Genomic DNA, 8,417 nt, shown 5'->3' with positions numbered 1-8,417 from the left:
CAAGGTTGCTGCGTAGCTCCTTGCGGATGTCATCGACCTCGGCCTCGTCGAACAGATTGGTGCCGTCATGGACGTCGAGTCCGAGCAGATCGGCGAGTTGCCGGGCGAAGGCGTCGACGACCAGCCGGGCGAAGATCGGGCGGGCGGCGTTGTGCAGCAGGCCGCTGCGGCGGGCCCGCTCGCGCGCCCGCAGGCACGTCTGGCGGTCCAGCCGCAGCGGGTGATGGTCGACGACGATCTCCATGACGTCGTCGGGCACTCGCTGTCGATCTCGCACGGCCGCGGCCAGTATCTCCGCCATCATCAGCCGTCCTTTGACCTCGGCGATCTCGGGCGCCTCCGTTCGGCTGGCGCTGATGCCGGGGTAGAGGTCGCCGATGGTCGACAGCAGGACCCCGGTCTCACCGAGCGAGGGCAGCACCTGCCCGATGTACCGCATGAAGGTCGGGTTCGGGCCGACGATCAACACGACCTGCTTGGACAGCCGCTCCCGGTAGGTGTAAAGCAGATATGCGGCGCGGTGCAGGGCTACCGCGGACTTGCCGGTGCCCGGTCCACCCTGGACGACCAGGACACCCCGATGATCGGAACGGATGATCCGGTCCTGTTCGCCCTGGATGGTCTCGACGATGTCGCGCATGCGCCCGGTCCGTTCGGCGCCGAGCGCGGCCAGTAGCGCGGCCTCGCCGGTCAGCCCCTGGTGCACGGTGTCACCAGCCGACCCCGTGGCCCCCACCACCTCCGCGTCACCGACCGCGTTGAGATCGAACACGTCGTCGGTGAGGCCGACCACCGTGCGCCGGCGGGTTCGGATGTGCCGGCGCCGGCGCACCCCCTGCGGCGAGACGGCCGTGGCGAGGTAGAACGGTCGTGCCACCGGTGCACGCCAGTCAATCAGCACCGGTGTGTAGTCGGTGGTTTCGTCCAGAATGCCCATCCGGCCGATGTAGTGGCATTCGGCGTCATGGAGGTCGATCCGGCCGAAACACAGCCCGTTTGCCGCGGCGTCCACCTGGGCGATCCGCCGGGCGTACATGAGGCTCGCCGCGTCCCGTTCACCGCGCGCCTGATGATTGCCGCCGGCCTGCCGCCACGCCCGAGCGAGCTGGTTCGAGGTTTCTTCCCGGATGTCGTCCAGTCGTCCGTACAGCATAGAAATGTAATCCTGCTCGTGCCGCATGTCATCGTTGGACAATCAAAACCCCTTGCCGGTATACCGCCGTCACATCATCGAGATGGCATCAAGTATATCCCACCCGCAGGAAGGCCCGGTGTGATGGGTTCGATATCATTGCCAGGCGCGGACCAGATCGGCCGGCCCCCAATGAGCCGCGAGGGGGACGTTGTCGGCGATGCCGCGGCGAGAGACCGCTATCAGCGGTGTCCCGGGTTCGGCGCCGGGGACGGCGAGCATGTCACGTACGAGGCTGTCGTAGTCACGCCGTCCGAAGGGCTGGTTTTCCAGCCACTTGATGGAACCCAGAAAGTGGACTTTCCCGGCGACGGGTTCGCGGTCGGCGCCGACGATATCGATTTCGGGGTTGTTCTGACGGTTCCACCAGCCGCCGATCGCCTCGGTGTCGGGCCGGTCCTCGTCCGGCAACAGGCGAAGAAGGGCTTCTCGGACGACAGGTTCGACAGCTCGGCCGCGCCAGGTGGTCCACGAGCGTTCGATGCGTCCCAGCACAATGTCACCGCGGCCCCGCTCCACCAGCGGAATGCCACGGGCCAGAAAAGCCAACCAGAACCGAAGGTAGGAGTCCGCGACCCGGTAACGCTTGTTCTTCGTGTCAGGCCGGGTGGAAAGCGGGCTGTCAGTCGCGACAACCTGTTTGTCCAACAGCGTGGTCAGGATGGGGGAAAGCGTGCCCGACGCCAGGGGGTTTGCTCCACCGGCCGCCGTGGCGATGGCGGTGAAACCACGTTCTCCGCTGCCGACGGCCGCCAGTACGGCGCGGGACTGGGAGGCTTCTGGAAACTCGCCGAGCATTGTGAGCTCACCAGCCATGAGCAGCGGGGACAGCGGGTTGGTGAGTGCCTCGCGGAGGTAGTCTTCGCGGCTCATCCCGACCCGCCACGCCGCGACGACCTCCGGAAAGCCGCCAGTGATCAACAGGGCATCCACTGCCTCGTCGGCCGACAATCCGGTGATGGACCCGACGTCGGCCAGATGCAGTGGCCGGACGGTCATTTTCGGTGCCCGGCCGAAGAACGGACGGCCATAGTGTCCCAGCGCCTCCATGACGGACATGTCACTTCCCACGAGGATGAGCAGCACGGGCTTTGCGGACAGCTGGCGGTCCCACACCGTCTGCAGTGCACCCTCGAACTCGCGGTCCTGCTCGACCAGCCACGGCACCTCGTCGATCACCGCGATGCTGGGCGTGGTATCGGGAACGGCGATCGCGAGGGCGCGTAGGGCGTGGTTCCAGTCCGCCGTGCCCATGCCTGCGGCGAGTTCCGCTCCGGGCAGGGTGGACTGGGCCAGCGTCTCACTGAAATCGGCCCGTTCCGCGGCCGGATTGCGACCTCGGGTCGCCTGGAAGATCACGTACGGCGCGCCCGAACGGTCGCAGAACTCCTGCGCCAGCCGGGATTTTCCCACCCGACGTCGTCCGGTCATGATCAGTGCGCGTCCGCGGGTGCCGCCCTGGCCGGTGCTCACCTGCCGTAGCTGCCCACGCAGGAGGTCGATGTCGGACATCCTGCCGCTGAAGCTCACCGCCGTACTCCCCGCCAAACATAGATCTCGTCTTACGTTGATCTCGTCTTACGTTGATCGCATCTTACCTGGACCGGAGTTTACGTCGACCAGGGCGACACCGGCGTTCGGAGGCGACCTCGGGTTCTCCATAGGATGACGGTGCCACCCACGTCCCGGAGAGTTCTGATGACCCGATTGAGCCAGTCCGTTGACCGCGTTACCGCCCTGCTGACCGGTGCGGATCTCGCGACCGACGCCACCGTGCGCGAGCTGCTGGAACTGACTACGCAGCGTCGCGGTCTGGACCTGTCGGATCTCGCCCCGGCCGAGCAGGCCGCGCTGGTCGCCGAGCGTTCCCAGGAGCTACAGCCCTCGGTCGCAGTCCTGGCCGAGCGCATCGTCGAAGCCGGGAAGAAGGACCGGCCGTTCATCGCCAAGTTCGGCATCGACCCGACCGGCCGCGACGTCCATCTGGGGCACGCGGTACCGATGCTCATCCTGAGCCGGTTCCAGCGCATGGGCCATCAGGTGGTCTTCATCGTCGGCGACGTGACCGCCAAGATCGGTGATCCGTCCGGCCGCTCGGATGAGCGCCCCGAGCTGACCGACGAGGACATCGCCGGCAACCTCGTCACCTACCGTGACCAGGTCAGCCCCTTCTTCGACTTCGAACGCGCCCAGTTCCGCCACAACGGCGACTGGCTGCGTGCGGTCACGCTGCCCGAACTGATCAGAATCACCGCCCAGATCCCGGTCTCGATGCCGCTACAGCGCGAGGACTTCCGCAAGCGGCTGGAGGCCGGCCATGGGTTGTCACTGGCCGAGCTGCTGTACTCCGTGGTCATGGCGCTGGACTCGGTGGAGATCAACAGCGACCTGGAGGTCGGCGGCATTGACCAGTTCCTCAACATGCAGATGTGCCGGCACGTCATGCACATCTGCGGGCAGGTACCGGAGGTGGTGGTCGCCACCTCGCTGATCGAGGGCACCGATGGCACCGGGGCGAAGATGTCCAAGTCAAAGGGCAACTACGTGCCCCTGACCGCTCCCGCCGGTGAGATCTTCGGTAAGATCATGTCGGTGGCCGACCGGCTGGTGGAGCCGTACTTCCAGGCACTGAGCGAGTGGCGCAACGCCGAACTGGCCATCGTCGGCGAACAGCTGGCGGCCGGGTCCCTGCATCCGATGGACCTGAAGAAGATTCTCGCCGGGGAGGTCACCGCGGCCGTCCACGGCGTCGACGCGGCCATGAAGGCACGCGAGGAGTTCGTCGCCCGCTTCTCCAGGCGCGCCTTCGGCGAGGTCGAGGATCTGCCCGTCATCATGGATCTGGGTCAGTCGGTCACCGAGGCGGTCAGGGCGCTCGGTTTCGCCAAGAGCAACGGTGACGTCCGTCGGGTCGCCGAGCAGAACGGCCTGCGGCTCGTGGTCGAATCCGACGGCGTCCAGGACCAGATCTCGCTCACCGCCGATGAGGCCCGCGAGCTCCTCGCGGCAGTGGTCACCGACAAGCTCCACGGTCAGACCGGGGAGTACTACCTCAAGGTCGGCCGCAAGCTCGCCCGGATCGTCACCACGTCCTGACCGGCAGCACGACGTCCTGACTCAACCTGCTGTGAGGTCGCGCGTCTGGGTCAATGCGGCCAGCCCCGGGTAGCTGGCCGCACGGTCGTCGATGTTCTTGATCTGTTCACGGAACGGGTTGGCTCGGTAGACGCCGAGGATGCGGTATTCGGCGAAGTAACCGAGCTCGGTGAACGCGCGTCCCACGTGCGGCTCGTCGGGATGGCCTTCGATGTCGGCGAGAAACTGTGTCGCGATGAACTGGCCACCGACCATGTAGCTCTCAAGTTTGGTCATGTTGACACCGTTTGTCGCGAACCCCCCGAGTGCCTTGTAGAGGGCGGCCGGCAGGTTGGATACCTTGAAGACGAAAGTGGAGACGATCGGGCCGATCCCGGCCGCAGCCCGCAGTTCCTTCGATGACAAGATCATGAATCGGGTGGTGTTGTGTTCCTCGTCCTTCAGGTCGGCTTTGAGGATCTGCAGGCCGTAGGCTTCGGCCGCCAGCTCGGATGCGATCGCTCCTCTGGTCGGATCCCCCGCCTCCGCGACTTCCCGGGCGCAACCCGCAGTGTCGGCACCGGCTACCGCGGGTAGCCCGAGTTCGCGCAGAGCGACCCGGCACTGGGCCAGCGCCTGAGGATGGCTGTGCACGGTCCGAAGATCGGCCAGGGTGGCTCCTGGTAGTCCCAGCAGCTGATGGTGGACCGGCAGAAAATACTCGCCGATGATATACACCGACGAGTCGGGCAGCAGATAGTGGATGTCGGCGACGCGACCTGCCGTCGAGTTCTCGACCGGAATCATTCCGAGGTCTGCGCTGCCGTTCTCAATTGCCGCGAAGCACTCCTCAAAGGTCTGAAACGGCACCGGCTCGTAGTCCGGATACACGTTTTGGCACGCCAGGTGCGAATTGGCCCCCAACTCACCCTGAAAAGCGATCTTCTTGCGCCCTGTCATCGCTGAAGCGGTCCATTTCTCATGATCAATGGTCTGGCGGCTGCGGCCGGCCCGGCGGTGATGATACCCGATCGGTCGCCGGGCGAGCGCGACGGCGGCGATCTTCGCCCCGCCAGCCGCTCCACTCGTCGTCACCCCACGGTCCCCGGATCGGGCCGCACATCTGTGGATGGATGTCCGGGCGCGGTACTCGAGCGATCGGTGGTGGCCTGTGACCACGCCGTGCAGGCGCCGCTAGACTCGCGGACCGTGTCGGGGGTAATGGGCAGGTTCGCGAGGGTGACTACGCGATGCGGGCGCGCGGGAGCCTCCAGATCATGATTATTAATGAAAGGTCGGTGGCGGCGGCGCTCCCCGGCTATGACCTGGGCGCCACAGTCGGTACGGGTGCGTCCGGGCTGGTGCTGGCCGGCCGACACCGTGCCCTGCACCGCGACGTGGCCATCAAGATTCTGGCCGCGGGGCGTGACAGAGCGGCTGCCCGTTTCGCCGGTGAGGCACAGTTGCTCGCCGCCATGGATCATCCGCATGTGGTCCGGGTCTACGACTACGTCGAAACCGACGATCTGCGTCTGATTGTCATGGAGCTGCTGGGCGGGGGGACCGTGACCCGCCGTCAGGCGGATATGCCACCGGAGGATGCCTGCGCGGTGGGTCTGGCGGTGGCCGCGGCACTGGCCTACGCGCACAGCCGGGGGGTGCTGCACCGCGACATCAAACCCGACAACATCCTGTTCGACACCGCCGGCCTGCTCAAGGTCACAGACTTCGGCATCGCGAAGATCATCGAGGGGTCGGCGGCCACCGCCAGCGCCATCGTGGGAACCCCGGTCTACATGGCCCCCGAACAGATCATGGGCGGCCGGCTGGGCCCGACTACCGACCTGTACGCACTCGGGGTTCTGCTCTACCAGTTGCTGACCGGGGCGCCGCCGTTCGACCCGACGTTGCCGTTACCGGTGCTGGCGCAGAAGCACCTCGATGCCATCCCGCCACCGTTGGTGGGGGTTCCCGTGCCGGTGGCGGCCGTGGTGCGCCGGGCGCTGGCCAAGGACCCCGCAGCCCGCCAGCTCTCGGCGCACGCCTTCGCCCTCGACCTGGCCCATGCCGCGGCCGACGCATACGGCCCGGGCTGGACCGCCCGCTCCGGGATCGTGCTGCGGCTCGACGACGACATCCGTGCCGTCGTCGATCGTCCCTCTGTGCGCACCGAGGTGTCGCCCCCACCAGCGGGCCCCCCACCGACCGACCTCGGGTGTTTCTTACCCCGGAAGGCATGGGCGGGTCGCCGAGCGCTTGGTCCGCTCGTCGTGGTCGCCGTCGTGGTCGCCGTCGTGGTCGCAGCGTTGGTCGCCGTGGGGATCGCCCATGTCATCGGGGCGGATCCGGTGCCTCCTGATTGCCATTCGCGGGCCGACGGTTCGGTCTCGCTGTCCTGGGTCGATGGTGACGGTGGCCAGTGCGTCGGCTACAGCGACGGCAGCTACCTGTTCGACAGCGGGGGGACCTCGCCCCACGCGGTTGACCTGCGCATCGTGCAAGGAAAAATCCACGACCAGAATCAGTGCGCAAAGGAACTCCACGACCGTTCGCCGGGGGAGTTCCCGTACCGGCTTATGACGCTGGTCTATTTCGTCGGTCTCACGGGGGAGACCGACGGTGACTGGACAGCCGCGCAGGTCGCTGAACTCGAGGGCCTGCTGACCTGGCAACGGGCGTTGAACCAGGTGAAAGGCTCCGCGAAGGGCTGCGCGAGCACGTCGGAGAACCCCTCACGGGTGGCGCTGCGTGTCCTGATCGCCAACGGCGGCAACACGATGACCTACGCGGACCAGGTGGCCCGGGAGCATCTCGTACCGCTGGTGTCCCGGCCCGGGGAGAACGTGCTCGGCGTCATCGGCATGGACCGCAGCACCACGGCCACCGGCCAGGCCGTCGCGACGCTCGGGAAGGCAGGCGTGCCCGTGGTCGCCACGACCCTGTCCGGGGACGGTATGGCGGACCACTCGCCGCTGTACTTCCAGATGGTGCCGGACAACCGGCGGGAAGCCCTGCTGGTCACCAGCTACGCGGCGCGGAACGCAAAGACGCGGATCAGCGTGTACTACCCGGAAGCATCCAATGATCGCACCGGTCAGGGGCTGCCGGCGGTGGACGACCTTTACGTTTCCACCCTGGTACGCGACATCCAGGATGAGGTCCGTCAGGAGGCTGGCGCGAACCCCCCGGTGAAGCTCACCAATGATCTGCACGGCTGGTCACCCGGGGGGAACACGCCGGACTGGTTCCGCGCGCAGTGCGCGGAGCAGCGTCCGGATGATCTGATCTTCTACGCCGGCCGCTACAACGACTTCCCCGCCTTCGCGGACAGCATGCTTCCATGCCTCCGCGGTACCTCCCTGGTTCTTGCCGATGACTCGGTGTCGCGGTATGTCGTCCAGGCGGCGGGCCATCCCAGCACGGCTGTGTTCCGGTTCGTCGTCAAGGGCGCTTCCGTGCTGCTTGCAGGCAAGCCCTGTTTTCAGGGAGACGTGAAGGCCGGCGGACCGTTCGTCACCTCGTCCCTGCAGAAATTCTGCACCGATTTGGCTGATATGTACAAAATAACCGGGATGACCCCACCCGACACGTTGTGGCCGGACGAGCGGATCGGTCTGGCCTACGACGCGGCAAAGCTCTTCGTCGACATCGTCACCAAGCGGCGCGATGCAACCATGGCGGACATCGGAGGGCTGCTTCGGGGGCCTTTCCCGGGCGACGAGCAGTGCACTGATACAGCCAGCCCGACTGCCGGTGCGTGGCCGGGTGCGACCGGATGCGTCGACTTCGGCACATCCCAGGTCGCGGTGGCCAAACGGCTGGCGGTCATCCGCATCGCCCTTGCCCCGACGGACCTGCCGGCCCCTCCCGGTCTGACGGGCACACCGCTACAGGACGTGGAAGCCAACGACGGGTACCCGTGCAAGTATGCCATCAGTGGCCGGATTCCGAGGACGACCGATTGTCTCGGCAACCCCCTCAAACCGCTGGACACGGTTCGCACAGGGCAGCACTGACAATTTTCAGATCATGCTCTGCGATCGGTCGCACACCGTCGTGCGTGGCTTCGCCGTGATTCCACGCTGCGAACTGTGCGCATCATTCAGAACCCCTGATCGGACGAGTCGAATCGGCCCTGACCTGCGACGAT

At 66.4% G+C, this 8,417-nt stretch carries 5 protein-coding genes; 2 read left to right on the top strand and 3 right to left on the bottom strand.

Features of this window, described 5'->3' with window-relative positions; genetic code table 11:
- Positions 1 to 1,153, bottom strand: a 1,153-nt coding sequence (locus U9979_RS13880; protein WP_416220163.1) for a HelD family protein, incomplete at its 3' end; no start/stop codon positions are given.
- A 135-nt stretch (positions 1,154 to 1,288) separates the two neighbouring features.
- Positions 1,289 to 2,722 carry an ATP-binding protein gene (locus U9979_RS13875; protein ID WP_322779693.1) on the bottom strand — a complete coding sequence of 478 codons (1,434 nt, stop codon included), beginning with the start codon at positions 2,720 to 2,722 and terminating at the stop codon, positions 1,289 to 1,291.
- A 168-nt stretch (positions 2,723 to 2,890) separates the two neighbouring features.
- On the opposite strand from U9979_RS13875, the gene tyrS reads away from it, so the two are divergent.
- Positions 2,891 to 4,288 carry a tyrosine--tRNA ligase gene (gene tyrS / locus U9979_RS13870; protein WP_322779692.1) on the top strand — a complete coding sequence of 466 codons (1,398 nt, stop codon included), beginning with the start codon at positions 2,891 to 2,893 and terminating at the stop codon, positions 4,286 to 4,288.
- Positions 4,289 to 4,309: 21 nt separating this feature from the next.
- On the opposite strand, the gene U9979_RS13865 is transcribed toward tyrS, so the two are convergent.
- A complete protein-coding gene (locus U9979_RS13865; protein ID WP_322779695.1) occupies positions 4,310 to 5,227 on the bottom strand; it encodes a prephenate dehydratase in 918 nt (305 codons plus the stop codon).
- A gap of 317 nt (positions 5,228 to 5,544) precedes the next feature.
- Between U9979_RS13865 and U9979_RS13860 the strand changes: the two genes are divergently transcribed.
- On the top strand, positions 5,545 to 8,283 hold the full coding sequence (locus U9979_RS13860) for a serine/threonine-protein kinase (RefSeq protein ID WP_322779691.1): 2,739 nt from the start codon (positions 5,545 to 5,547) through the stop codon (positions 8,281 to 8,283).
- Positions 8,284 to 8,417 lie beyond the last annotated feature (134 nt).

Origin of the sequence: Protofrankia sp. Cas4 (genome assembly GCF_963555915.1) — a bacterium.
Classification (GTDB): domain Bacteria; phylum Actinomycetota; class Actinomycetes; order Frankiales; family Frankiaceae; genus Protofrankia.
This window is presented reverse-complemented; position numbering and strand designations above follow the sequence as displayed.